The sequence below is a fragment of the Nocardioides ferulae genome, from assembly GCF_003660455.1.
Classification (GTDB): domain Bacteria; phylum Actinomycetota; class Actinomycetes; order Propionibacteriales; family Nocardioidaceae; genus Nocardioides; species Nocardioides ferulae.
Genome location: NZ_QZVR01000014.1, coordinates 1 through 23,215 on the forward strand (window position 1 = coordinate 1; position 23,215 = coordinate 23,215).

General features: G+C 72.9%; 27 protein-coding genes. 17 read left to right on the forward strand and 10 right to left on the reverse strand.

The window, feature by feature from the left end:
- Positions 1 to 690: DUF222 domain-containing protein (locus tag D6B71_RS14945; protein WP_240641435.1), on the reverse strand; the 690-nt coding region annotated here is incomplete at its 3' end.
- Positions 691 to 948: 258 nt separating this feature from the next.
- Here D6B71_RS14945 and D6B71_RS14950 point away from each other — a divergent pair.
- Positions 949 to 1,170, forward strand: a complete 222-nt coding sequence (locus D6B71_RS14950) for a putative signal transducing protein (RefSeq protein WP_121256445.1) — start codon at positions 949 to 951, stop codon at positions 1,168 to 1,170.
- A gap of 6 nt (positions 1,171 to 1,176) precedes the next feature.
- Here the strand turns inward: D6B71_RS14950 and D6B71_RS14955 are convergent, their stop codons facing one another.
- Positions 1,177 to 2,085, reverse strand: a complete 909-nt coding sequence (locus D6B71_RS14955) for an MBL fold metallo-hydrolase (protein ID WP_121256447.1) — start codon at positions 2,083 to 2,085, stop codon at positions 1,177 to 1,179.
- 80 nt (positions 2,086 to 2,165) lie between these two features.
- Between D6B71_RS14955 and hrcA the strand changes: the two genes are divergently transcribed.
- The 3 genes from hrcA to D6B71_RS14970 all read left to right on the forward strand — a co-directional run bounded on the left by hrcA (position 2,166) and on the right by D6B71_RS14970 (position 5,208).
- Positions 2,166 to 3,179: a heat-inducible transcriptional repressor HrcA gene (gene hrcA, locus D6B71_RS14960; RefSeq protein ID WP_121256449.1), complete on the forward strand. Its 1,014-nt coding sequence runs from the start codon at positions 2,166 to 2,168 to the stop codon at positions 3,177 to 3,179.
- Between the two features lie 71 nt (positions 3,180 to 3,250).
- Positions 3,251 to 4,441 carry a molecular chaperone DnaJ gene (gene dnaJ / locus D6B71_RS14965; protein ID WP_121256451.1) on the forward strand — a complete coding sequence of 397 codons (1,191 nt, stop codon included), beginning with the start codon at positions 3,251 to 3,253 and terminating at the stop codon, positions 4,439 to 4,441.
- A 26-nt stretch (positions 4,442 to 4,467) separates the two neighbouring features.
- On the forward strand, positions 4,468 to 5,208 hold the full coding sequence (locus D6B71_RS14970) for a 16S rRNA (uracil(1498)-N(3))-methyltransferase (RefSeq protein ID WP_121256453.1): 741 nt from the start codon (positions 4,468 to 4,470) through the stop codon (positions 5,206 to 5,208).
- Positions 5,209 to 5,225: 17 nt separating this feature from the next.
- Here D6B71_RS14970 and D6B71_RS14975 read toward each other — a convergent pair whose 3' ends face one another.
- Positions 5,226 to 6,161: a Gmad2 immunoglobulin-like domain-containing protein gene (locus D6B71_RS14975; RefSeq protein ID WP_164519689.1), complete on the reverse strand. Its 936-nt coding sequence runs from the start codon at positions 6,159 to 6,161 to the stop codon at positions 5,226 to 5,228.
- A gap of 220 nt (positions 6,162 to 6,381) precedes the next feature.
- Between D6B71_RS14975 and D6B71_RS14980 the strand changes: the two genes are divergently transcribed.
- On the forward strand, positions 6,382 to 6,750 hold the full coding sequence (locus D6B71_RS14980; RefSeq protein WP_121256589.1) for an HIT domain-containing protein: 369 nt from the start codon (positions 6,382 to 6,384) through the stop codon (positions 6,748 to 6,750).
- A gap of 19 nt (positions 6,751 to 6,769) precedes the next feature.
- On the opposite strand, the gene D6B71_RS14985 is transcribed toward D6B71_RS14980, so the two are convergent.
- The gene (locus D6B71_RS14985) at positions 6,770 to 7,084 is read right to left on the reverse strand and encodes a hypothetical protein (protein ID WP_121256457.1); all 315 of its coding nucleotides are present in this window, start codon (positions 7,082 to 7,084) and stop codon (positions 6,770 to 6,772) included.
- Between the two features lie 141 nt (positions 7,085 to 7,225).
- Between D6B71_RS14985 and D6B71_RS14990 the strand changes: the two genes are divergently transcribed.
- The 4 genes from D6B71_RS14990 to D6B71_RS15005 are packed head-to-tail and all read left to right on the forward strand — an operon-like array spanning position 7,226 to position 10,503.
- A complete protein-coding gene (locus tag D6B71_RS14990) occupies positions 7,226 to 8,311 on the forward strand; it encodes a PhoH family protein (protein ID WP_121256459.1) in 1,086 nt (361 codons plus the stop codon).
- Positions 8,308 to 8,799: an rRNA maturation RNase YbeY gene (ybeY, locus tag D6B71_RS14995; RefSeq protein ID WP_121256461.1), complete on the forward strand. Its 492-nt coding sequence runs from the start codon at positions 8,308 to 8,310 to the stop codon at positions 8,797 to 8,799. The genes D6B71_RS14990 and ybeY overlap by 4 nt, the downstream gene beginning before the upstream one ends.
- Positions 8,796 to 10,145, forward strand: coding sequence for a hemolysin family protein (locus D6B71_RS15000; RefSeq protein ID WP_121256463.1), 1,350 nt, complete (start codon positions 8,796 to 8,798; stop codon positions 10,143 to 10,145). The genes ybeY and D6B71_RS15000 overlap by 4 nt, the downstream gene beginning before the upstream one ends.
- Positions 10,138 to 10,503, forward strand: coding sequence for a cytidine/deoxycytidylate deaminase family protein (locus D6B71_RS15005; protein WP_206051789.1), 366 nt, complete (start codon positions 10,138 to 10,140; stop codon positions 10,501 to 10,503). Before D6B71_RS15000 ends, D6B71_RS15005 begins: the two co-directional genes overlap by 8 nt.
- A gap of 21 nt (positions 10,504 to 10,524) precedes the next feature.
- Here the strand turns inward: D6B71_RS15005 and D6B71_RS15010 are convergent, their stop codons facing one another.
- Positions 10,525 to 11,658 carry an aromatic acid exporter family protein gene (locus D6B71_RS15010; RefSeq protein ID WP_126688288.1) on the reverse strand — a complete coding sequence of 378 codons (1,134 nt, stop codon included), beginning with the start codon at positions 11,656 to 11,658 and terminating at the stop codon, positions 10,525 to 10,527.
- A 131-nt stretch (positions 11,659 to 11,789) separates the two neighbouring features.
- Between D6B71_RS15010 and D6B71_RS15015 the strand changes: the two genes are divergently transcribed.
- The 4 genes from D6B71_RS15015 to era are packed head-to-tail and all read left to right on the forward strand — an operon-like array spanning position 11,790 to position 16,185.
- The gene (locus D6B71_RS15015; RefSeq protein ID WP_240641436.1) at positions 11,790 to 13,145 is read left to right on the forward strand and encodes an FAD-binding oxidoreductase; all 1,356 of its coding nucleotides are present in this window, start codon (positions 11,790 to 11,792) and stop codon (positions 13,143 to 13,145) included.
- Complete coding sequence (locus D6B71_RS15020) at positions 13,142 to 14,428, forward strand: class I SAM-dependent methyltransferase (RefSeq protein WP_121256469.1); 1,287 nt, start codon at positions 13,142 to 13,144, stop codon at positions 14,426 to 14,428. Before D6B71_RS15015 ends, D6B71_RS15020 begins: the two co-directional genes overlap by 4 nt.
- Before the next feature lie 21 nt (positions 14,429 to 14,449).
- A complete protein-coding gene (locus D6B71_RS15025; RefSeq protein ID WP_121256471.1) occupies positions 14,450 to 15,262 on the forward strand; it encodes a siderophore-interacting protein in 813 nt (270 codons plus the stop codon).
- Entirely contained in the window at positions 15,259 to 16,185 is a 927-nt protein-coding gene (gene era / locus D6B71_RS15030; RefSeq protein WP_121256472.1) for a GTPase Era, read from the forward strand. Before D6B71_RS15025 ends, era begins: the two co-directional genes overlap by 4 nt.
- A gap of 22 nt (positions 16,186 to 16,207) precedes the next feature.
- On the opposite strand, the gene D6B71_RS15035 is transcribed toward era, so the two are convergent.
- From D6B71_RS15035 to D6B71_RS15050, 4 genes are all read right to left on the reverse strand, one after another.
- The gene (locus D6B71_RS15035; protein WP_121256593.1) at positions 16,208 to 17,065 is read right to left on the reverse strand and encodes a septum formation family protein; all 858 of its coding nucleotides are present in this window, start codon (positions 17,063 to 17,065) and stop codon (positions 16,208 to 16,210) included.
- Positions 17,065 to 17,904, reverse strand: a complete 840-nt coding sequence (locus D6B71_RS15040) for a septum formation family protein (protein WP_240641437.1) — start codon at positions 17,902 to 17,904, stop codon at positions 17,065 to 17,067. The genes D6B71_RS15035 and D6B71_RS15040 overlap by 1 nt, the downstream gene beginning before the upstream one ends.
- Positions 17,905 to 17,976: 72 nt before the next feature.
- Positions 17,977 to 18,666, reverse strand: coding sequence for a hypothetical protein (locus tag D6B71_RS15045; protein ID WP_121256474.1), 690 nt, complete (start codon positions 18,664 to 18,666; stop codon positions 17,977 to 17,979).
- Between the two features lie 175 nt (positions 18,667 to 18,841).
- Positions 18,842 to 19,072, reverse strand: a complete 231-nt coding sequence (locus D6B71_RS15050) for a DUF7218 family protein (RefSeq protein WP_121256476.1) — start codon at positions 19,070 to 19,072, stop codon at positions 18,842 to 18,844.
- Between the two features lie 117 nt (positions 19,073 to 19,189).
- Between D6B71_RS15050 and D6B71_RS15055 the strand changes: the two genes are divergently transcribed.
- Genes D6B71_RS15055 through D6B71_RS15070 form a run of 4 tightly spaced genes read left to right on the forward strand, consistent with a single transcriptional unit; the run spans position 19,190 to position 22,676 of the window.
- Positions 19,190 to 20,401: a cytochrome P450 gene (locus D6B71_RS15055; protein ID WP_121256478.1), complete on the forward strand. Its 1,212-nt coding sequence runs from the start codon at positions 19,190 to 19,192 to the stop codon at positions 20,399 to 20,401.
- Between the two features lie 55 nt (positions 20,402 to 20,456).
- On the forward strand, positions 20,457 to 21,641 hold the full coding sequence (locus tag D6B71_RS15060; protein WP_121256480.1) for a zinc-dependent alcohol dehydrogenase: 1,185 nt from the start codon (positions 20,457 to 20,459) through the stop codon (positions 21,639 to 21,641).
- Positions 21,642 to 21,643: 2 nt separating this feature from the next.
- Positions 21,644 to 22,162, forward strand: a complete 519-nt coding sequence (locus D6B71_RS15065; protein ID WP_121256482.1) for a hypothetical protein — start codon at positions 21,644 to 21,646, stop codon at positions 22,160 to 22,162.
- Between the two features lie 31 nt (positions 22,163 to 22,193).
- A complete protein-coding gene (locus D6B71_RS15070; RefSeq protein ID WP_121256484.1) occupies positions 22,194 to 22,676 on the forward strand; it encodes a DUF421 domain-containing protein in 483 nt (160 codons plus the stop codon).
- Between the two features lie 36 nt (positions 22,677 to 22,712).
- Here D6B71_RS15070 and D6B71_RS15075 read toward each other — a convergent pair whose 3' ends face one another.
- Positions 22,713 to 23,198: a flavodoxin family protein gene (locus D6B71_RS15075; protein WP_121256485.1), complete on the reverse strand. Its 486-nt coding sequence runs from the start codon at positions 23,196 to 23,198 to the stop codon at positions 22,713 to 22,715.
- Positions 23,199 to 23,215 lie beyond the last annotated feature (17 nt).

Genomic DNA, 23,215 nt, shown 5'->3' on the forward strand with positions numbered 1-23,215 from the left:
TTCGAGGGCGAGGATGTCGGCGACCCGGTCGACCAGGGCGTCGAACCAGACCGCGTCGCCGGCGGTCACCTTGGCGATGATGTGGCGGAAGCCGTGTTCGTCGGTCTTCGAGAGCTTGACGTAGCGCTCGTGGCGGGCACGTTCACGCCGTGATGCGTGGGCTTCGGGGTCGGCCTCGATGATCTTCGCGGCGACCAGGTCGAAGACCTTGCCGGGTGCGACCCGGCCGATCGCTTTCGCGACCGCCCGGTCGACCAGCCCCACCTTGTCGGCGGGGAGGTTGCGGGTCATGACCGCGACCCGCCGCGCGATCCACGGCTCCGCAGCCAGGGCTTCCACGACCGCCCACGTCTTCGGGAGGCGGTGTTGGAGGTCGAGGGTGTCGGCGATCAGGGCTCGGGCGGTGGCGGCGTGGGTGTGGCGGGCCATGCCGAGTTCGGCGATGCAGTGCTCGCGGAGCTCGGGGGTGCCGTCGCCGCCGGGTTGGGTCATCGGGTCGACCAGCCCGGCGAGCTCGCCGGCGGCTTCGCGGACCGGTTCACCGTGCAGGGTGGCCCAGTGGGCGGCGAGTCGCATTTCGGTGACTTCGGCGGCGCGGCGGGTGGTCATGGTCTGGGTGGCCGCAGCCAGCGTGGCCCGTGCGTCGAGATCGGTGATCTCGTGCGGTTGGGGGTGCTGGCTGGTGGGCATGGGTCTAGTCTAGTCCGAACAGGTGTTCGAGACAAGGGTTGTGGTTGGGGTTGTGGGTGGGTGTGGGGGTCTCGGCAAGCTCGACCACCGGAGGCTCGACCACCGATCGGGTCCGATCGCCGCAAAGGCCCGGGTGAGTCGGCGTGTGTCGTCGGAGATCACGACCGGAGTCCGGACCGCTCCTGCTGCTCCCCGTCCCGATGGTTCGACCCGGTCCCGATGGCTAGGCTCACAGCGGCATCCCCGGAAGGAGTCGACATGGCAGAGCTGCTGCGCACCCAGGACCCCGCGCTGGTGTCGCTGGTCGAGGGACTGCTCGGCGAGGCGGGCATCGCGGTGCACGTCGCCGACCGCCACATGAGTGCGCTCGAGGGCGGCATCCTGCCCTTCCGGACCCGCCTGCTGGTGCCCGACGAGCAGGCGGCGGCCGCGCGGGAGCTGCTGGTCGACGCCGAGCTCGGCGACCTGCTCAGCTCCTAGCCAGGATCAGACCAGCGGCAGCCGCTTCTGCGAGCGGGGCAGCTGCGCGTAGCCGCGCTCGACCGCCTTCCGCAGGTGCTCCTGGGGCCAGGGCCACTCGGCGGCGTCGAGGGCCTGGTCGAGCTGCACCCCCCGCGACGCGAGGTCGCGGATCGTCTCGGCCACGACGCCGAGCAGACCGCGCTGCTCCTCGACGAAGTCCCGTCCGACCGGGGCGCCGTGGCCCGGCACCACCACGCTGGAGTCGGTGGTGAGCGCCAGCACGACGTCGAGGCTCAGCGGCCAGTCCATCGGGAAGCAGTCGTCGCCGAGGCCCGGCACGGCCACGCCGTCGGTGGCCGTCTCCTCGACCAGGTCGCCGGCCAGCAGCACGTCGGCGTCCGGCACGCGCACGATCAGGTCGCCCTCGGTGTGACCGCGGCCCGGATGCACCAGCTCGACGAACCGGTCGCCGAGGTCGAGGGCGAGCGCGGAGGAGAAGGTGTGGTCGGCGGGGACGATCTCGGTGGCGAACACCTCGTCGTGGTGCGGGTCCGCCGGGTCGCCATAGAGCTGCTCGCGGTCACGCAGCCCCGACGGCACGGTGTTCGCGGCCGCGACCTCGTGGGCGTGGATCGGCACGTCGCCGTACGCCGCCCGGAAGGTGCCGTTGCCGAAGACGTGGTCGAAGTGCTCGTGGGTGTTCACCAGCGCCACCACCTCGCCGGCGCCGAGTCCGCGTACGTCGTCGACCACCCGGCGGGCGGCTGCCGCCGAGGAGTGCGTGTCGACGACCAGCAGGCCGTCGCTGCCCCCGATCGCCGTCACGTTGACGTCCCACCAGGCGTAGCGGGCCACCCAGATCCGGTCGGCGACCTCGTGGAAGCCCGAGTCGGGGGCGGGGGCACGCTGGGACAGGTCGCTGGGGTCAGGCATACGCTCAGGCTAGTAGCATTGGCACTCAGTGCCACTGAGTGCCAGGGCACCCGGCCGGACCGAGGGTGAGGAGGCGAGAAGTGCAGGAAGACCGCAAGCTCGCGGTGCTCCGCGCCATCGTCGAGGACTATGTCTCGACCGAGGAGCCGGTCGGCTCCAAGGCGCTGGTCGAGCGGCACCGGCTGGGGGTCTCCCCGGCCACGGTCCGCAACGACATGGCGGTGCTCGAGGACGAGGGCTACATCACCCAGCCGCACACCAGCGCCGGACGGGTCCCGACCGACAAGGGCTACCGCCTGTTCGTCGACCGGCTCACCACCGTCAAGGCGATGACCACCGCCGAGAAGCGCGCGATCTCGACCTTCCTCGAGGGCGCCGTCGACCTCGACGACGTGGTCAACCGCTCGGTGCGCCTGCTCTCGCAGCTGACCCGGCAGGTCGCCGTCGTGCAGTACCCCACCCTCTCGCGCTCCACGGTGCGCCACATCGAGCTGGTGCTGCTCAGTCCCAACCGGCTGCTCGCCGTGCTCATCCTCAGCACCGGTCGGGTCGAGCAGCGCCTGGTCGAGCTGGCCGGCGAGATCACCGAGGACGAGCTCTCCGACCTGCGCAGCCGGGTCAACCGGGCAGCCATGGGCCAGACCATCGCCGCGGCCGCCCAGGCCCTGCGCGACATCGTGCCACCGGTCGACGGCGACACCATGAGGTCGGTGGTCGAGGTCCTCGTCGACGCGATGGAGGACCACCGCTCCGACGAGCGGATCGCCGTCGGCGGCGCCGCCAACCTGGCGCGCTACGGCGACAGCTTCGACTCCGCGGTGCGGCCGCTGCTCGAGGCGCTCGAGGAGCACGTCGTGCTGCTCAAGCTCCTCGGCGAGGCCCAGACCGGCGGCGCCGTGACCGTGCGGATCGGTCGAGAGGGCCCCTACGAGCAGCTCTCGTCGACCAGCGTCGTGGCCACCGGGTACGGTCCCCGGGACGAGGCGCTGGCCACGCTCGGCATCGTCGGGCCGACCCGCATGGACTACCCCGGCACCATGGCCGCGGTGCGCGCCGTCGCCCGCTACGTCTCGCGCATCCTCGACGAGGGCTGAGTCCCACCCGCTCGCGCCCCACGCGCTCTCCCGCCGATCTCCCCGCACCGACACCGCAGAAGGACCCATTCGTGAGCCAGGACCTGTACGACCTCCTCGGAGTCGCCCGCGACGCGGACGCCGACACGATCAAGAAGGCCTACCGGCGCCTGGCCCGCAAGCTGCACCCCGACGTCAACCCCGACCCGGAGACGCAGGAGAAGTTCAAGGAGGTCACCCGCGCCTACGAGGTGCTCTCCGACCCGCAGAAGCGGGCCGCCTACGACCGCGGCGGCGACCCGTTCGGCGGCGCCGGCGGCTTCGGTCAGGGGGCCGGGTTCTCCTTCACCGACATCATGGACGCCTTCTTCGGTGGCTCGGCCGGCGGCGCGGCGTCCGGACGCGGTCCCCGGCCGAGGGTACGCCGCGGCCAGGACGCCCTGATCCGGCTCGAGGTCGACCTCGCCGAGGCCGCCTTCGGCGTGACCCGCGAGCTCAAGGTCGACACCGCGGTGCTGTGCACCACCTGTCACGGCGAGGGGGCCGCGCCCGGCACTCACCCGGTGCCGTGCGAGACCTGCCGTGGGGCCGGCGAGGTGGCCCAGGTGCAGCGCTCGTTCCTCGGCGAGATCCGCACCCTGCGGCCCTGCCCGGCCTGTCGCGGCTTCGGCTCGGTGATCCCCGAGCCCTGCCGGGAGTGCTCCGGCGACGGCCGGGTGCGCTCACGGCGCAACCTGACGGTCAAGATCCCGGCCGGCGTCGACACCGGCACCCGGGTCCAGCTCGCCGAGCAGGGCGAGGTGGGCCCCGGCGGCGGGCCCGCCGGTGACCTCTACGTGGAGATCCACGTCGCCGAGCACCCCACCTTCACCCGGCAGGGCAACGACCTGCACTGCATGGTGGCGCTGCCGATGTCGGCGGCCGCCCTCGGCACCACGCTGACCATGCCGACGCTCGAGGCCGACGTGGCCGCGGCGACCGCCGAAGGCGGCGGCACGCCCGATGCCGCGCTCGAGACCTCCTTCGAGCTGGAGGTCCGCCCCGGCACCCAGTCCGGCACCCAGCAGGTGCTGCGTGGCCGCGGCGTCCCCGGACTGCGTGGTGGCCGCGGCGACCTGGTGGTCACCATCGCCGTCGAGACCCCGACCCGGCTCGACGCCCGCCAGGAGGAGCTGCTGCGCGAGCTCGCCGCCCTGCGCGGCGAGGAGCAGCCCGACGGTCAGGTCAAGCCGGGCTCGAAGTCGGTGTTCGGCCGGCTGCGCGACGCGCTGAACGGACACTGAGCCGGCAGCCGCCGAGCGGAGCCGCCATGTCCCTGCCCGTGCATCTGGTCCCGTCGCTGGCCGGTGTCGCCGTCGGCGACCCGGTGAGCGTCGAGGGCGACGAGGCCCACCACGCCGTCGCCGTGCGCCGGCTGCGGGTCGGCGAGCAGGTGGTGCTGACCGACGGTGCCGGCACGTCGGCGCGCTGCGAGGTCACCGCCACCGGCAAGCGGGTCTTCACCGGCCGGGCCGTCGAGGTGTCCGTCGACGCCGCCCCGGCGCCGGAGGTCGTGGTCGTCCAGGCCCTGCCCAAGGGCGACCGCGGGGAGCTCGCGGTCGAGGTGCTCACCGAGGTCGGTGTCGCCCGCATCGTGCCGTGGGCCGCGGCCCGGTCGGTCGCGGTGTGGAAGGGAGAGCGCGCGGTGAAGTCGCTGGCCCGCTGGCGCGCGACCGCCCGGGAGGCGGCCAAGCAGGCGCGCCGCTCGTGGCTGCCGGAGGTCGACCCGCTGGCCGGCACCGACGACGTGGTCGCCCTGCTCGCCGGCGCCGACCTCGCCGTCGTGCTGCACGAGGACGCCTCCGGCCCGCTCGCCGCGCTCACGGTCCCGACGGCCGGCCGGATCGTCGTCGTGGTCGGTCCCGAGGGTGGTCTCACCGGCGACGAGGTCGCTGCCTTCGCCGCCGCCGGCGCCCACCCGGTACGCCTGGGCAGCGAGGTGCTGCGTACCTCCACCGCCGGGCTGGCGGCGACCGCCGCCCTGCTCGCCCGCACCACCCGCTGGGGCTGATCAGCCGGGCGCCGTGGTCACTGCACCACGATCGTCTTGGTGTCCTCGGTGGGGCCGCCGCCCTCGCCGCCCGACGGGTCGTCGGTCATCGCCACGAAGGTGTACTCGCCCGGGGCGAGCCCGGAGAGGTCGATCTCGGTCTCCCAGGGGTAGAGCTTGTCCATCCAGCCCTCGGCGGTGCTGAAGCCCTTCTTCACGACCGTGCCGGAGGCGTCGCGGACCTGCCAGGGGACCGTGGCCTCGAAGCTGCTCGCGACGCCGTGGGCGTGGACGGTGCCGCTGACCGTCGCGCCCTCCTCGGGGGCGGTCACGTTCACGAACGCCAGGACGTCGAGCTGCGGCGCCTGCTGCATCCCGCTGCCGCTGTCGACACCGAGCAGCATCGCCGGCTCGCCGTCCAGCACCGTGCGCATCGGCGCGCGTTCCTGCTGGACGCCCTGCAGCGTGTAGACGAGCGCCTGCACGGCCAGCCGGGCCTCCTGGCGGCTCATCCCCGCCGGCCGCTCGGTCCAGGACGCGTCCGGCAGCTCCACGACCAGCTCGCCGCCGTCGTAGGTCACCGCGGCGAGCTCACCGCCGGCGGGGAACGGGCTGCGGTAGTCGGGGTCGATCGGGTCGCCCGACGTCACGACGGCCGCCGCTCGGGCCAGCGGGTCGTCGGCGCCGACCCGGTGGAACTCGCGGAACAGGCGGGGACCGATCGGGGTGTCGCCGAGCAGGTAGACCGGCACGGTCGTCTGTTCCGTGCCCGGGTCGTCCGAGCTCGCGGGGTCGTCGGCCGTGGGGTCCTCGCTCGGGTCGGCGCCCTGGCCCGGGTCGGCGGCGCCGCTGCTGCCGCCGTTCACGGGCGTCGGGTCCTCCGCGCGCGAGTCGTCCTCGCCGCACCCGCTGACTGCGGCGAGCGCCAGCATGGCGGTGAGGGCGAGTGAGACGGTGCGGCTTCTGACGGTCATGGCTCCATCCTTGGGGGATGCGGACGCCGACTCCACCACCCGGCCGCGCGTGTCGGGGAGACAAACGGCGCGTGGGGCAGGTCGCGGGCGTCGGGGCTGGTGCGGTTGCATGGGTCGCACGGTGGGACGTGCGGCGCCCGCGCCCGGTTGAGGCCGGCGCCCGAGCGAGACCGAACCGTGATGCTTGACCTCACCAGGCACACCGACCCGAGGAGACCAGATGCCCCCGACCAGCCCGCCCGGAGCCCGCGAGGACGACTGTCTGTTCTGCAAGATCGTCGCCGGTGAGGTGCCCGCCGACGTGGTGCTCGAGACCGAGCAGGTGCTCGCGTTCCGCGACATCAACCCCCAGGCCCCCACGCACGTCCTCGTGGTGCCGCGGGCCCACCATCCCCACGCCGCCGCCACGGCCGGCGCGGACCCGGCGGCGATGGCGGCGCTGGTCGCCGCGGCCGCGGAGATCGCCCGCCTTGACGGCCACGAGGACTACCGGCTGGTCTTCAACACCGGCGCCGGCGTCGGCCAGACCGTCTTCCACACCCACCTGCACGTGCTGGCCGGTCGGCCGATGACCTGGCCGCCCGGCTGAGCCGGAGCGTTCTGCAGCCTCACCCGCCGAGCACGGCGCCCACGACCCGGGCGAGGTCGCCGAGCACCGGGAGCGCGAAGACCCCGAGCAGCACCCAGGCGGTGAGCCGGTGCAGTCGCTTGCCAGGGTCGAGGGCGCCCGCGAAGTCCAGCAGGGCTCCCTCCTGCGTGTGGTGGGTCAACCCCGACCGGCGGGCGTGCGCCGGCAGGTGCGAGCCGGGGAACCAGGCCGGCTCGAGCCCCGGGTCGTGGAAGTCGCCGTCACGCTCCCAGTCCCAGTCCTCGCCGAAGTCGGGCTCCCGGTCGCCGGGCGGAGTCCCAGGAGGACCGGTCATGGCGACACGGTACGCGGCGCACGGCGGGCGTGCCGCCGGTCCGGAACAACCCGGTGGGAGGCATCGTTGCCAGTGCGTAGCATTGAGAGCCACTCGTCATCAACCGCACCCCACCAGGAAGGGTCGCCCGCCCGGGCCTCCATGACCGACACTCCCCAGGATCAGCCGCAGGCCGCGACCGGCGCCGGCGTCCCTCCCGTGAAGCACACGACCCGCCACACCGTGGTGGTCCCCAACAGCGTCAACATGGTGAGTCTGCTCGGCCCCGGCGACGAGCACCTCGCGATCGTCGAGCGCTCCTTCGGGGCCGACGTGCACGTGCGCGGCAACCGGATCACGCTCTCCGGCGACCCCGGTGAGGTCGCACTGGCCGAGCGGCTGCTCGACGAGCTGGTCGCGATCATCCGCACCGGTCAGGGCGTGACGCCCGAGACCGTCGAGCGGGTGCTGTCGATGCTGCGTGCGGAGACGACCGAGCGCCCCGCCGACGTGCTGAGCCTCAACATCCTGTCCAACCGGGGCCGCTCGATCCGGCCGAAGACGCTGAACCAGAAGCGCTACGTCGACTCCATCGACAAGCACACGATCACCTTCGGCATCGGCCCGGCCGGCACCGGCAAGACCTACCTGGCGATGGCCAAGGCGGTGCAGGCGCTGCAGTCGAAGAACGTCAACCGGATCATCCTGACCCGGCCGGCGGTCGAGGCGGGCGAGCGGCTGGGCTTCCTGCCCGGCACGCTCAGCGAGAAGATCGACCCCTACCTGCGGCCGCTCTACGACGCGCTGCACGACATGATCGACCCCGAGACGATCCCCAAGCTGCTCGCCGCGGGCACGATCGAGGTGGCACCGCTGGCCTACATGCGAGGGCGCACCCTCAACGACGCGTTCATCATCCTCGACGAGGCGCAGAACACCTCGCCGGAGCAGATGAAGATGTTCCTCACCCGGCTCGGCTTCGGCTCCAAGATCGTGGTCACCGGCGACGTCACCCAGGTCGACCTCCCGAACGGCACCAAGTCCGGTCTGCGCGTGGTCGAGGGCATCCTCGACGGCGTCGAGGACGTCGTGTTCAACCGGCTCACCAGCCACGACGTGGTCCGCCACAAGCTGGTCGGCCGGATCGTCGCGGCGTACGACGCGTGGGACGCGGTGACCCAGACCGAGGCGCCCGCTCACCCGGCCCGGGCGCGCTCCCAGCGTCCCCACCAGGGGCAGGGCTCGTGAGCATCGAGATCCTCAACGAGTCGGGCCTCGAGCTCGACGTGCGCCGGCTCGCCGAGCTGAGCCGGTTCGTGATGGACCGGATGCGGGTGCACCCGATGGCCGAGCTGTGCATCAAGGCCGTCGACGAGGCCACCATCGCCGAGCTCAACGAGCAGTGGATGGACAAGGAGGGCCCCACCGACGTGCTGGCCTTCCCGATGGACGAGCTGCGGCCCGGCCTGGTCGACGAGGACCCCGAGGAGGGGGTGCTCGGCGACCTGGTGCTGTGTCCCGAGATCGCCGGCCGTCAGGGCGAGACGGCCGGCCACGGCCGCGAGGCCGAGATCGAGCTGCTGACCGTGCACGGCATCCTGCACCTGCTCGGCTACGACCACGCCGAGCCCGAGGAGCACCGCGAGATGTTCGGCCTGCAGGATCAGCTGCTCACCGCCTGGCGCTCGCGCGCCGGCGACGAGGACGCCGCCGACGCGTCCACGCCGGCACCGTGAGCGCCTTCGAGGTCTGGCTGGTGGCCAGCGTCGCGGCGCTGGTGCTGCTGGCCGGGCTGTTCTCGGCCGCCGAGGCCGCGCTGGCGTCGTTCTCCCATGCGCGGGCCGAAGAGCTGAAGGCCGAGGGACGGGCCGGGTCGACCCGGCTGTTGACCCTGCTCGACGACCCGCCGCGCTACCTCAACACCGCGCTGTTCCTGCGGTTGCTGTGCGAGGTCTCCGCGATCGTGGTCCTCGCGCTCCAGGTCGAGGACTGGTACTCCGACCGTTGGTGGCCCAGCCTGCTCACCACGGTCGGCGCGATGCTGGTGGTCTCGTTCGTCGTGGTCGGGGTCGCGCCGCGCACCCTGGGCCGTCAGCACTCCGAGACGGTGGCGCTCGCCTCGGCGGCGCCGCTGGCCGCGATGACGCGCGTGCTGGGCCCGCTGCCGAAGCTGTTGATCCTGGTCGGCAACGCGATCACGCCGGGGCCGGGATTCCGTGAGGGTCCGTTCTCCACCGAGACCGAGCTGCGCGAGATGGTCGACTTCGCCGAGGCGTCCGCGGTGATCGAGTCCGACGAGCGCCGGATGATCCACTCGGTCTTCGAGCTCGGCGACACCATCGCCCGCGAGGTGATGGTGCCGCGCAACGACGTGGTCTACATCGAGCGCTACAAGAACCTGCGCCAGACGCTCTCGCTGTTCCTGCGCAGTGGCTTCTCCCGGGTGCCGGTGATCGACGACAACCTCGACGACGTGGTCGGCTTCGCCTACCTCAAGGACATCGTGCGCCGTGACTTCGAGGCCCCCGACGTCGAGTTCACCCAGCACATCGACGAGGTCATGCGGCCGGCATACTTCGTGCCCGAGTCCAAGCCGGTCGACGAGCTGCTGCGCGAGATGCAGGCGAAGCGGCAGCACATCGCCGTCGTCGTCGACGAGTACGGCGGCACGGCGGGTTTGGTCACGATCGAGGACGTGCTGGAGGAGATCGTCGGCGAGATCACCGACGAGTACGACGAGGAGCAGGTCGCCGTCGTGCAGATCGACGACGACACCGCTCGGGTCTCGTCGCGCTACCCGATCGACGACCTCGACGAGCTGTTCGGCTTCGACGTCGACGAGGAGGACGTCGACAGCGTCGGCGGCCTGATGGCCAAGCACCTCGGCCGGGTGCCGATCCCCGGCTCGGCGGTCGAGGCGCACGGCCTGCGGTTCGAGGCGGAGGGGCCGTCGGGGCGCCGCAACAAGGTCGGCACCGTCCTGATCCGCCGGGTGGTGGAAGCGGCCGGCACGGATGCCGGCGACGCCGACACCAACCGGTCCGACGCCACCGGACCTGTCGAGGAGCCCGTCCGTGACTGAGTCCGCACCTGCCGCGCCGGCCGAGCTGTCGGCGGAGGACCGCAAGCTGGTCACGCTCGCACGCGCCACCCGGGCCCGCACCGGCACGGCCGAGGGTGCCGCGGTGCGCGACGCCGACGGGCGCACCTATGCCGCGGCCACCGTCGACCTCCCCTCGCTGCAGGTCTCGGCGGTGCAGCTGTGCATCGGCATGGCGTTCGCCTCCGGCGCCAAGGGCCTCGAGGCCGCGGTCGTGCTGGGGGAGCGCTCGGCGCTCACCGATGCCGACCTCGCCGCGCTGCGCGACCTCGGCGGCCCCGGTGTGGTCGTGCACCTCGGTGCCCCCCGGGGCACCGTGACCGGCACCGTCACGACCTGAGTCATTGCCGGGCCGGCCGCGCTACCAGTTCGACGGCACGCGGTCGACGAGTTCCTCGGGGGCCAGTGAGGCGAGCGCGCGTCGGATCGAGGTGACGATGGAGGCGGCGGCGAAGCCGTCACGGCGCGAGCCGGCGTCCTGCTCGCGGATCGCGGTCGCAAGCCGCTGCACCGCGGAGTCAGCGGCGAGCAGCGGCTCCGGCTCGGCGGTCGGTCCGTCCAGCGAGCGGAGCAGTGCCGCGGTCTCCTGCAGGGCGTGCCCCGCCGGCTCCTGGAGGGAGGGCCCGCCCTCCCCGCAGGTGCGCAGCAGGTGGCCGCGCGCCGTCACCAGCGACGAGACGTCCTCGACCAGCAGCGAGAGCTGCTGCAGGGCCCGGGCCTGGGCGTGGTGCTGGTCGGTCTCGTCCTGCCAGCGCTGGACCCGCCAGTTTCCGTGCCGGGACTCGCTCAGCTCTCCGATGACCTCCTCGAGCTTGCGCACGCCGGGCAGCAGGTCGCGGCGCCGCCGAGCCCAGTCGGCGTCGGTGAGCTCCTCCTCGCAGAGCAGGCCGTCGGCCAGTGCGTCGAGCTGCTCGGCGAGCAGCGACCGCATCCGTTGCTCGGTGCGCTCGGTGCGCAGCAGCGGCAGCGGCGGGAAGAGCAGGTTCACCGCCAGCCCGATCGCCCCGCCCAGGGCGGTCAGCCCGAGATAGGCAAGCGGGTAGTGCACCGGGTCGCTGCCCCCGACCAGCAGCACGAACAGCCCCGACACCGGGACCCAGCTGCCCATCGAGCGCAGGAACGGTAGGCCCGCCAGCAGCGTGCCGGCCCCTACGACGACCGCCAGCGACACCACCACCGGCAGGTCGAGCAGCCGCACCGAGAAGGCGAGCGAGGCGCCGAGCAGGATCGCTGTGACCGCCTGACCTCCCTCGCGCAGCGACCGGGCCACGGTGTTGGTCACCGCCACCACGGCGCCCAGCGGGGCGTAGTACGGATAGTCGGCCAGCCAGCCGCCCGCCTGTCGCACCGCGATCCAGGCGATACCTGCCGCGATGGCGGTCTTCGCAGCCAGCGTGACCCGCGGATGCTCCGCCAGCCAGTGCCGCAGGACTTCCCGCCATGCTCCCCGCGGCGCCTCCCTCGGCGCCCCCTTGAACAACGTCTCCGAACTCACCGGTCGATTCGTCCTTCCTCCCCTCCCGGCTCGATTCCCCGAGCCGGGAAGCTCCATGCCCTGGTCGAATGTGGGAGGGCCTCCGAAAATGGTTAACCACACCGACATGCACCGGGAGTAGGTTGAGCGCCGTGACTCGCGAGAGCGCCTGGGCGGAGCATCGCGCAGCCGTGGAGAGGCTGCGCGCGTCGTACGCCGCGCTTCCCGCCGACGTCCCGGTGCGCCTCGCCAAGCGGACCTCCAACCTGTTCCGCCCCCGCGCCTCGGTGGACACCCCCGGGCTCGACGTCTCCGGGCTCGGCGGCGTCATCGAGATCGACCCCGACTCCCGCACCGCCGAGGTGCAGGGCATGTGCACCTACGAGGACCTCGTCGACGCCACGCTGCCGCACGGGCTCGTCCCGCTCGTGGTCCCGCAGCTGCGCACGATCACCCTCGGCGGGGCGGTCGCCGGCCTGGGCATCGAGTCGACCAGCTTCCGCAACGGACTGCCCCACGAGTCGGTGCTCGAGATGGACGTCTTCACCGGTGCCGGTGAGGTGGTCACCTGCCGTCCCGGAGACGACCTGTTCGACGCCTTCCCCAACTCCTACGGCTCCCTGGGCTACGCCACCCGGCTGCGCATCGAGCTCGAGCGGGTGCCGTCGTACGTCGCGCTGCGCCACGTCCGCGTCGAGCCGCACCTGCTGGTCAAGACCGTCGAGGAGATCGTGCGCACCGGGGCGCTCGACGGCGTCCGGGTCGACGGACTCGACGGCGTCGCGTTCGCGCCCGACGAGGTCTATCTGACGCTGGCCGCCTGGCGGCACGACCCGGGCCCGACCAGCGACTACACCGGTGAGCTGATCTACTACCGGAGCATCAGGGAGCGGTCGACCGACCTCCTCACCACCTACGACTACCTGTGGCGATGGGACACCGACTGGTTCTGGTGCTCCGGCGCCTTCGGGGTCCAGCACCCCCTGGTCCGCCGAGCCTGGCCGCGCCGCTGGCGCCGCTCCGACGTCTACCACCGGCTGGTCGGGCTGGACCGCCGGTTCGGCATCGCCGACCGGCTCGACCGCCGCGCCGGCCGGCCCCTGCGCGAGCGCGTGATCCAGGACGTCGAGGTGCCGCTCGACCGGCTGCCGGAGTTCCTCGGCTGGTTCGACGACGAGGTCGGCATGCGACCGGTGTGGCTGTGCCCGCTGGTCGCCCGGCGGCCCTGGCCCGGCTACCCGCTCGCCCCCGGTGAGGTCTATGTGAACGTCGGCTTCTGGGGCACCGTCCACGTCGGCCCCGACGCCGTCGACGCGCCCCGCAACCGGGCCATCGAGCAGCGGGTGCACGAGCTCGGCGGACACAAGTCGCTCTACTCCGAGGCGTTCTACGACCGAGCCACCTTCGACCGGCTCTACGGCGGCGCGCACCTGGCCGCCGTGAAGGCCCGCTACGACCCCGACGACCGGCTGACCAGCCTCTACGACAAGGCGGTGAAGAGACGATGACCATCCTCGAGCGACCCACCATCTCCATCGGTGAGGCCGTCGAGTCGCTGCTGCGCGACGGACTGCCCGTGCGCTTCACGGCGTACGACGGCAGCAGCGCGGGGCCACCGGACGCGAGCATCGGCCTCGAACTGCGCCACCAGCGCGGGCTGGCCTACCTGCTCACCGCGCCGGGCGACCTCGGCATGGCGCGGGCCTACGTCTCCGGTGACCTGGCGGTGCACGGGGTGCACCCCGGCGACCCCTACGACGCGCTGACGCTCCTGATGAGCCACCTGCGGTTCCGCACGCCCTCGGCGACCGAGGCCGTGACGATCCTCCGCGGGCTGGGACTGTCGAACCTGCGGCCCCCGGCACCGCCGCCGCAGGAGCACCTGCCCCGGTGGCGCCGCACCGTCGAGGGGCTGCGCCACTCCCGTCGCCGTGATGCCGGGGTGATCCAGCACCACTACGACGTCTCGAACCGGTTCTACGAGCGGGTGCTGGGCCCCTCGATGACCTACACCTGTGCGGTCTACCCCGAGCGGGACGCCTCGCTGGAGGAGGCGCAGGCCGAGAAGTACGACCTGATCTGCCGCAAGCTCGACCTGCGGCCGGGGCAGCGGCTGCTCGACGTGGGCTGCGGGTGGGGCGGCATGGTCCGGCACGCCGCGAAGCACTACGGGGTCCGGGCGCTCGGGGTCACCCTGTCGCGGGAACAGGCCTCCTGGGCGAAGGAGGCGATCGACGTCGAGGGGCTCGGCAACCTGGCCGAGGTGCGCCACAGCGACTATCGCGAGGTCCTCGAGACCGGTTTCGACGCGATCAGCTCGATCGGTCTCACCGAGCACATCGGTGTGCGGCAGTACCCCGCCTACTTCGGGTTCCTGCGCGACCACCTCAAGCCCGGCGGCCGGTTGCTCAACCACTGCATCACCCGCCCGCACAACCGGCGGCACGAGACCGGCGCCTTCATCGACCGCTACGTCTTCCCCGACGGTGAGCTGATCGGCTCCGGCACGATCGTCACCGCGGCCCAGGACGCCGGTTTCGAGGTCATGCACACCGAGAACCTGCGCCAGCACTACGCGCTGACGCTGGCCGCGTGGTGCCGCAACCTGGTCGAGCACTGGGACGACTGCGTGGCCGAGGTGGGCGAGGGAACGGCACGGGTCTGGGGCCTCTACATGGCCGGGTCGAGGGTGGCCTTCGAACGCAACGAGATCCAGCTGCACCACGTGCTCGCGGTGAACACCACCAGCGACGGGAACGACGGTGACTTCCCGCTGCGTCCCACGTGGTGAGCGAGCGATAGCCTCGGGCCCGTGAGCACCCGCGCCCTGCACTACCCCGCCGAGGTGCTGCGGCGCGAGCAGCTCTCGCCCCACCTGGTCCGGCTGACCCTCGGCGGTGCCGGGCTCGCCGGGTTCGCCTCCACCGGCGTTCCCGACGAGTGGGTCGGCCTCGTGGTGCCGGGGCAGTTCCAGAGCCGCTACTACACCGTGCGCGACTGGTCGGGAGGCGAGCTGCTGCTCGACGTCGTCGTGCACGAGACCGGGCTGGTCACCGAGTGGGCGGCCCGCGGCGACGAGATCGTCGGCGAGCAGGTCACGATCACCGAGCCCAAGGGCTCTTTCGCGATGCCCGACGGGGCCGCCTGGCTGCTGCTGGTCGGCGACCTGACCGCGCTGCCCGCGATGGCCCGGATCGCCGAGACCGTCACGACGGCCTCGCAGGTGCCCGTCCGGGTCTGGGCCGAGGTGCCGGACGCCGACGAGGTCCGCGGCCTCGGCTACCTGCCCGCCGGGGTCGACGTGAACTGGCTGGCGCCTCCCGGCCCCGAAGAGAGCCGGTTGGCCGAGGTGGTCGAGCGGATCGACTGGCCGGACGGTGCCGGCTACTTCTGGATGGCCGGCGAGTCGGCGCAGATGCGGGCGATCCGCAAGCACCTGATGCGGGAGCGGGCGCTGCCCAGCACGGCGTACGACGTGATGGGCTACTGGCGCGGCGGCGCGAAGCGGCAGCCGCGCGCGGTCGACCCCGGTCCGATCTGGCGGGCCGGCAAGGCGGCGGGCAAGAGCGACGAGCAGATCTGGGCCGACTACGACGCCGCGCAGAGCGGGACGGGAGACCGATGAGCGACACCCCCGAGCACCGCAGCGGGTTCGCCTCGTTCGTGGGGCGGCCCAACGCGGGCAAGTCGACGCTGACCAACGCGCTGGTCGGCAGCAAGGTCGTGATCACCTCCGACAAGCCGCAGACCACGCGCACGGTCGTGCGCGGCATCGTGCATCGTCCCGACGCGCAGCTGGTGCTCGTCGACACTCCCGGGCTGCACCGTCCCCGGACCCTGCTGGGCGAGCGGCTCAACGACCTGGTCAAGACGACCTGGGCCGAGGTCGACGTGGTCGCGGTCTGCTTCCCGTGCAACGAGAAGCCGGGCCCCGGAGACCGGTTCCTGCTCACCGAGCTGGCCAAGGTGCGGCGCACCCCGAAGGTCGCGGTGGCCACCAAGACCGACCTGGCCACGCCGGAGCAGATCGCCGACCACCTGCTGGCGATCCAGTCGCTGGGCGCGGAGACCGGCATCAGCTGGGCCGAGATCGTCCCGGTGTCGGCGGTCGCGGGCGACCAGGTCCAGCTGCTCGCCGACCTGCTGGTCGGGATGCTGCCGGAGGGACCGCCGCTCTACCCCGAGGGCGACCTCAGCGACTCGCCCGAGGAGGCGATCGTGGCCGAGCTGATCCGCGAGGCGGCCCTCGAGGGGGTCCGCGACGAGCTCCCGCACTCGATCGCGGTGGTGGTGGAGGAGATGGGCCTGCGTGAGGGACGGCCGGCCGACAAGCCGCTGCTCGACATCCACGCGTTCCTCTATGTCGAGCGCTCCTCGCAGAAGGGGATCGTGATCGGTCACCGGGGCACCCGGCTGCGCCAGGTCGGCTCCACGGCCCGGCAGCAGATCGAGGCGATCCTCGGCACCCCGGTCTACCTCGACCTGCACGTCAAGATCGCCAAGGACTGGCAGCGCGACCCCCGTCAGCTGCGCAAGCTGGGGTTCTAGCCGGGACGCGCCAGCGGACCGGTCAGTCCGGCACCCAGCACAGTCCCCAGGTCTGCCCGGCCGCCCACTGCTCGGCGGTGGGCCACTCGTAGCCCCACCGGAAGTCGAGGGGGTCCTCGGCGGCGGCCCGCCCGGCGTCCTCGCACGGGGTCTCGCCGCGGGCGCTGGCCTCGTCGGGGCCGGGATAGCTCTCGTCCTCGAACGGCACCGTCGCGACGGCCCGCCACGCGTGCTCGGCCGAGCAGATCACCCGCCGGAAGTCGCTGGTGCCGGGCTCGGCGGTGGCACACATGCCGTAGGCCGCCCGCCGCTCGGGGTCGGCGAGCAGCCCCCGCGCGGGCTCGGTCAGGCGGGCCAGGCGTCCGTCGGTCGCGACCGCGATGACGTCGCAGCGGAACCAGTCCGCTCCGGCGTCGGACTCCTCGACGGTCGGGGTGAACCAGACCGCACGCAGCATCGTCAGCCGCAGTTGATCCTGGCTGCCGCCCAGGAACCGCGGCAGCCGCTCGGGGCACCGGCCGGCGACCTGCTCCTGCACGTGGTCGGAGTCGACCGCGAGGAGGTGGCCGTCGACGACGCTGTCGAGCTCGCCCACGGCGTAGGTCTCGGCCGAGTGGGGGCGCGAGCAACCGACCGGCGTGGAGCTCGTGGTCGGCGCGAGCGCCTCATCGAAGCCCAGCCGGTAGCAGGCGCCGGGCTCGGGGGGTGCCGGTGGCTCCGGCACCGGGGCGGGGTCGCCGGCGAGGGCGCTGCTCGATGCCGGATCTCCGGCGCCGGCGCCGTCGTCGCCCCCGCTGCAGCCGGCGAGCGCGAGCGCCGTGGCGACCGCGGCGAGCGTGCGGGCCGGCCGGGTACGCCGGGCGGTGGCGGGCGCGGGCATCAGTCCGGGGTCTTCGCCCAGCAGACGGAGCGGCGGTTGCCGGCCTCCCACTCGGCCTCGTGGAACCAGGTGTAGGCGAACTCGTAGTCGACCGGGTAGCCGAGGATCGCGCCCACCGACTCGGAGCAGAAGTCACGCGTCGTCACCTCGACGACACGGTCGCCGGGGTAGGGCTCGTCGGGCTCGCCCACCTTGATCGTGCTGACCGCTCGCCATTCGTGCGGCTCCGAGCAGGGCACCCGGGTGCCTCCGGCGAGGGTGGGGCCGACCGCGCACACCATCCACTCGTCCTTCGGCTTGCCGGTGAGCAACCCCTTCGCGTCCTCGGGGAGCGGGAGGTACTCCTCGCTGTGCTCGCCGCCGCCGACCACGTCGCAGCGGTACCACCGGGCGCCGTCGTCCCAGGCCTCCACCGACGGGCGGAACCAGGCCCAGGTGAGCAGGGTGCGCATCACGAGGCTCTCGTCGGCGCCGAGGAACTTGGCGAAGGCGTCCGAGCAGGTGCGGTAGGCCCAGGCGCCGACCTTCTCGGAGTCGTGCGCGGCGTCGTCGAACTGCTCGGGAAGCTGGCCGACCGCATAGGTCTGCGCGGTGTGCTCCTCGGCGCAGTCGACGATGCGGGTCGCGTTGCTGGGCTGCGCGACGTCCTCGGGGGCGAGCAACCGGCAGGCGCCGAGCACGGGCGCCTCGACCGCGTCGACCTGCTCGGGGTCGATGTTGCCCCCCTGAGCCGGGTCGTCGGAGCAGGCCCCGAGCAGGGCGAGGACCGGCAGCACGATCAGGATCAGGCGAGCCCGCGAGCCGAGCGCGGGACGGGCCACGAGGCGGGCGTGCGGCACCGGACCTCCCTCGCGACGGCGGCCTCCTGACGGTCGGCTCTCCGCGCGGATCCTACCTGTCCGCCGGGGTGGTCAGCCGGTGGTGCGTCCGCTGGTGAGCACTGCGCCCGAGGTCGCCCAACGGAGGAGGCGCGGCGTGTCGTCGGATCCGGTGCCCGCGACGACGACGAGCGCCGCTGCGGAACGGCCGGCACCCACTCGCCCGAGACCGCAGTGCACGGCAGCTCCCACGGTCCGGCACGCCGAGCCGGGTGATTCGACGAGTCTTGCTCCCACCGGCAGCGTGGTCACCAGCTCGACGCGGTTGGCGGCCGCCGGGCCGTCGTTGGCCACGAACAGGCGCAGTGCCACCTGGTCGGCGGTGGCCGCGATGATCTCGACGTTGCGCTGCACCGACAGGTCGGCCGGACGGCTCACCGCCTGCCCGGACGTCGAGGCCGGGGGCCGAGCCGCGCTGTTCGTGGCTGTGCTCGGGCCGGTGGGCTGCGGCGCTGGGGTGAGCAGCACGAACGCCGCGGCCGCGAGCGCCAGCGGGCCCAGCAGCAGGCCCAGGACCTGGACGGTCAGCCGCACGGGCACCCGGCGTGGCGCTGCTCGTGTCTGGTGTTTCTCGCCCGGCTCGGCCACGGGGTCCCCGGCCCCGACCTCGCCGGGGGCGGGGCGACGCGGAGCTGGGACCACGGCGCCGTCGGGTGGCAGGTCCGGAACCAGGCGCAGCGGCCGGTCGCCCAGGTCGGTCGGCCCACGGGAGCTGTGGGTCATGCCCCCACGATGCCCCGCGCGTGCGCGGCGCGTCCGGTGCTTCGCCGAGTCGTGGCCGAGCTGTGGAACGCCCGACCGCTGCCGGGATCCTCGTCACCGAGCCGTGGGCGTGCCGTGGTCGTGTCGTGCCGTTCGCGTTCCGTGGGGTGGTGCGGCGCCCCGGCGGAGGACGAGGTCAGCCGCGGTTCTTTTTCGCCGTCGCCTCGCCGCCCTTGCGCCCGGCCTCCTTCTTCTGGGCGGTGGTGCCGCCCTGCGAGGGGTCGCCGCCCTTGCCGCTGCTCTGCCCGCCATGCTTGGAGGCGTCCGGTGAGTTCGCGATCCGGGCCGCCCGCTGCTTCGACATGCCCTTGTCCTTCAGGGCCTCGTACTGCTTCTCGTTCTTCACGTTCGCCGACTTGCTGGGCATGACTGCCTCCTGAGCTCTTCGGATTCTCGTGTCCGACTCCGGTACCCGGGTTGCGGGTCCTCATGACCGCCGAGGGCGGCGCCGCATGATCGCCACCGCCACGGGAACCGATCGGGCATGACCGATCTCGCCATCCGGCTGAAGACCCAGGGCTTCCGCGCCGTCGAGACCGACCGTCAGGCGCGCCGCGGCGGTGACAGCTACGAGTCCCGTCTCCTGGGGCGCCGCGCGGTCGTCCTGGGCGGCGAGGCCGGTGCTCGCCTCTTCTACGACGAGCGCCTGGTCTCACGGGCCGGTGCGATCCCGCCGCCGCTGGGCTGGCTGCTGTTCGGCCGGGGAGCCCTGCACGCGCTCGACGACGAGGCACACCGCCGCCGCAAGCTCCCGCTCCTCGACGTGCTCGCGCCCGGTCCGACGGCACCGCTCGTCGGCGCGGTGGCCACCCGGCTGGAGCAGGCGGTGCCTGCATGGGGCCGCCGCGAGGTGCGGCTCTTCCCGGAGCTCGCCAACATCTACGGCACCGCCGCCCTCGGTTGGGCCGGCATCGAGTGCCCCGCCCGCGAGGCCACCCACTGGAGCCTGGAGCTGGCTCGCATCGTCGACGGGTTCGGCTTCGCCGGCTCCGCCTACCCGCGCGCCTGGCTGGCACGTCGCCGCTTCGAGCGCTGGGCGGCCGGCCTGGTCGACCGGACCCGCGCCGGAGAGCTGACCCCTCCCGAGGGGTCGGCGCTCGCCGTGCTGGCCGGGGGCGACCTGGACCGGCACACCGCCGCCGTCGAGCTCGGGAACCTGCTGCGACCGACGGTCGCGGTCGCCTGGTTGGGCACCTTCGCGGCGCTCGCTCTCGACGAGCAGCCGCAGTGGCGGGAGCGGCTGACCGCACCCGACGGCGACCGCGACCGGCTCGCCTTCGCGCACGAGGTGCGGCGCACCACCCCCTTCGCCCCGGCCCTCGCCGGCCGGGCCCGGGCCGCTGCCCGGCACGAGGGCGTCGCCGTGCGCGCCGGTGACCAGCTGATCCTCGACGTGCGGGGCATCAACACCGACCCGCGGCTCTGGAACGCGCCCGAGCGGTTCCGTCCCGAGCGGTTCCTCGACCTCGAGCCCGGTGCGTTCGCGATGGTGCCGCAGGGCGGCGGTCATCCCAGTGGCCACCGGTGCCCGGGCGAGCCGCTGACCCTGCGCCTGCTGGCCGAGACGCTGCGGGTGCTCGCCGCGACCGACTACACCGTGGCCTCCGCTCGCGCGGTCGACCTCTCGCGCATCCCGACGCTGCCGCCCGAGGGGCTGCGCCTCACCGGGGTCCGGCAGCGCGTGCCGGCGCAGTGACGTCGGCCCCCGACCCCCATTTTCCGAGACACCCACCGATCGACGAGGAGCAGATGTGAAGGCAGTCACCTGGCACGGCCGCAAGGACATGCGGGTCGAGGAGGTCCCCGACCCGACGATCCAGGAACCGACCGACGTGATCGTCCGGATCACCTCGACCGCCCTGTGCGGCTCCGACCTGCACCTGTACGACCCCCTGACGCCGTTCATGACCCCCGGCGACGTGGTCGGTCACGAGCCGATGGGCATCGTGGAGGCGGTCGGGGCCGAGGTCACCTCGCTGAAGATCGGTGACCGGGTCGTGGTGCCGTTCAACGTCAGCTGTGGCACCTGCTGGATGTGCGGGCAGGGCCTGCACAGCCAGTGCGAGACCACCCAGAACCGCGAGCACGGCACCGGTGCCAGCCTGTTCGGCTACAGCAAGCTCTACGGCCAGGTCCCCGGCGGCCAGGCCGAGCTGCTGCGGGTACCGTTCGGCGACACCCTGCCGATCAAGGTTCCCGACGGCCCGCCGGACGAGCGGTTCCTGTTCCTCTCCGACGTGCTGCCCACGGCCTGGCAGGCCGTCGAGTACGCCGCCGTCCCCGACGACGGCACGCTGCTGGTGCTCGGCGCCGGGCCGATCGGCGACATGGCCGCCCGGATCGCCAAGCACCGGGGGCTGCGGGTGATCAGCGTCGACCGGGTGCCCGAGCGGCTGGCCCGGGTGGCGAACCGCGGGGCCGAGATCATCGACCTCGAGGAGGCGGGCGGCGACGTCCCGGACCGGGTGCGCGAGCTGACCGGTGGCCGTGGCGCGGACTCGGTCATCGACGCCGTCGGTCTCGAGGCACACGGCTCGCCGCTGGCCGAGGCGGCGATGAAGGCGCTGGCCCTGCTGCCGAAGAAGATGCAGGGAGCGGTGATGACCAACGCCGGCGTCGACCGGCTCGAGGCGCTCTACCTCGCCTTCGAGTCGGTGCGCCGCGGTGGCACGGTCTCGATCTCGGGGGTCTACGGCGGCGCCGCCGACCCCATTCCGATGTTCCAGCTCTTCGACAAGCAGCTGCAGCTGCGCATGGGCCAGGCCAACGTGCGGCGCTGGAGCGACGACATCCTGGCCCTGCTGCAGGAGGACACCGACCACCTCGGCGTCGAGGACTTCGCCACCCACCGACTCCCGCTGGAGGAGGCGCCGAACGCCTACGCGACGTTCCAGGCCAAGGAGGACGGCATGGTCAAGGTGGTCTTCAAGCCCTGAGCGTGAGCCTGCCCCGGTCGTCGCTGCACGACGTCGACACACGAACCCCGCCGCACGCCCTGTGGGTGCGGCGGGGGTTCGTGCTCGTGCTGGCCGCCTTCGTGGCGGCCGGACTGAGCGGCGTCCTGGGCGTTCGCACGGCCACCACGACCGCCACCTCCGAGGACTGGCGGCTGGAGTTGCGTCACGCAGCGGTCGCCCGAGCCGGCCTCGACGTGCCGTGGGAGGTCACGATCGAGCACGTCGGGGGATTCACCGACGACGTCGTCCTGTCCGTCACGGGCGACTACCTCGACATCTACGAGACCCAGGGGTTCGCCCCGGAGCCGGTGGAGATGGTCCGCGACGGCAGCACGCTCTACCTCACCTTCGCGCCGCCGCCCGCCGGCGAGACGTTCGTCGTGTCCTACGACGCCTACATCCAGCCGGCCAGTCAACGAGGGGCGAAGGCCACCCTGAGCGTCCTCGACGGCGACGTTCCCGTGGTCTCCCTCGACTTCGAGACCAGGCTGCTGCCGTGAGCCGCGGTGTGCGGCGGGGAGGTGCGGCCCCATGGAGATCGTGATCCGGGCCCTGGTGATGTTCCTGTTCCTGTGGGCGATCACCCGGGCCGTCGGCCGGTCGACGCTGGGTGAGCTCAGCACCTTCGAGCTGCTGCTCTTCGTGACGATGGGCGACCTCGTGCAGCAGTCGATCACCCAGCAGGACTACTCCGTGACGGCCGGGGTCCTCGCCGTCGGCACCTTCGCGCTGCTCACCGTGGTGCTGTCGTGGACCCAGTGGCGCTTCCCGCGGACCCGGTCGGTGCTCACCGGCCGGCCGGTGCTCGTGCTCCGTGACGGCAGGCCGCTGGAGGAGGCGATGCGGCGGCAGCGGCTCTCCGTGGCCGACCTGCTCGTCGCAGCCCGCGAGCAGGGCATCCGCCGCACCGCCGACATCGAGTACGCCGTGCTCGAGGCCGACGGCCGGATGTCGTTCTTCACCCGCGGCGACGACGCCGACGGCGCGGCCGACAAGCCGCCCGAGGGCGAGTGAGCGGACCGTCGAGCCGCCGCGCGGTCTCGTGACGTCTCACTCCATCAGCAGTGCCGCCAGGGTGCCGCCGAGTTCGTAGGCCGCCTCGCGCTCGGGCTGTCCGACCTCGCCGAGGACCTCCAGCACCGGCGCCGCCTGGCGCCAGGGCAGCGCCTGCACGATCGACTGCACCGAGCGCACCGCGCCGGTCGTGTCGTAGCGGCCGTGGACCCACAGCCCGTAGGGCTTGCGGCCGCCCGTGCCCGAGCCGGCCGACCCGTCGTCGGAGAGCGCCCCGCCGGCGTCGAGGAAGATCGTGTCGAAGAAGTGCTTCAGTGCGCCGGACATGTAGCCGAAGTTGGCAGTAGTGCCCAGCAGATATCCCTCGGCGGCGAGCACGTCGTCCGCGGTCGCCGCCAGGGCGGGACGGACCACGAGGTCGACCCCGCTCACGGCGTCATCGCGGGCCCCGGCGAGCACCGAGTCGGTGAGGGCCTGGACCGAGGCGGTGGGTGAGTGATGGACGCACAGCAGGCGGGGCATGCCACCACCCTAGGTCG